The sequence below is a fragment of the Bartonella sp. AP21QHHD genome (assembly GCF_042196205.1).
Lineage (GTDB): Bacteria > Pseudomonadota > Alphaproteobacteria > Rhizobiales > Rhizobiaceae > Bartonella.
In genome coordinates, this window is record NZ_JBHIPT010000105.1 from 1 (window position 1) to 1,283 (window position 1,283).

The following is a 1,283-nucleotide window of genomic DNA, read 5'->3' on the forward strand; positions in this document are numbered from 1 at the left end:
TCTGATGATAACAAAGGCTCTAAAGAAACATGGTCCTTACACTCCAATGCAAACTTATGATGTTGATCAGAACTCAGATAACACATTGATTTATAATGATAATATAGCGTTATTCATATTGAATTAGAATCCCGAATAACGTAAGATTCTCTCATTTCAAATCTGTTTATCTTGAATCAACTAAAACCACTCATTTGTACATAACAAGTGGGATGAGTGTATGGATAAAATTTGTATAAGAAAGGACTAAAAATGGCTCTTATGAACCGTCTTAATGCAAGGGCTGTCGCAACATTGGGAGCTGGCAAATATAATGATGGTGCCGGCTTGTTACTTCATAAGCGTAAAGATGGAGGTGCTCAATGGATTTACCGTTTTACCATTCATGGTCGGCGCCGTGAAATGGGCTTGGGTGCCTTGAGAGATGTCTCTTTAAAACAAGCCCGTGAATTGGCAACTGGGTGGCGCTCTGTTCTTCGTGAAGGTCGTGACCCCATTAAAGAACGCAATAAACAAAAGCGTGAGGCAATAAGTAATCTCCATTATTTAAAAGATATCGCGTTGGATGCTTTTGAAAGCCGTAAAGCTGAACTAAAAGGAGATGGTAAAGATGGGCGTTGGTTTTTACCCTTAAAACTCCATATTCTCCCCAAATTAGGTTGCCTCCCCGTTTCAGAGATTACACAAACAGAGATACGCAATACACTTGCTCCCATTTGGCATACAAAAGCAGCAACAGCTGATAAAGCTCTTACCCGCCTTAATATTTGTCTCAAACATGCGGCTGCTTTGGGTTTGGATGTTGATTTACAAGCAACAGAAAAAGCACGCGCTCTCTTAGGTAAACAACGCCATAAAACGCAAAATTTTCCAGCTATGGATTGGAGAGATGTCCCTGCCTTTTATAAAACACTTTGCGAAGCATCAACCTTAACACAACTGGCTTTGCGTTTGCTTATTTTGACAGGCGTTCGTACCAACCCTTTGTGTCATATTCATAAAGACCAAGTTGATGGCGATATCTGGACAATCCCTGCTGAAAATATGAAAGGTCGACGTGATACTACAGAAGAGTTTCGCGTGCCTCTATCATCAGAAGCATTAGAAATCTTAAAACAAGCGCGCTTGCTTTCTCGCAATGATTTCTTCTTTTCTGCAACCGGTCGGGGTCCCCTCGCTGCAAATTGTATGGCTCAATATATGAGAGACAATAAAATTGAGGCATGCCCCCATGGATTTCGTTCTAGTTTACGTGATTGGCTCGCTGAAACAACCGATGCCCC

At 41.2% G+C, this 1,283-nt stretch carries 1 protein-coding gene; it reads left to right on the forward strand.

What is annotated here, in order from left to right:
- Window positions 1–252: 252 nt before the first annotated feature.
- Window positions 253–1,283 (forward strand): tyrosine-type recombinase/integrase (locus ACFIMC_RS06585; RefSeq protein ID WP_375633128.1); only part of this gene is annotated, 1,031 nt, incomplete at its 3' end.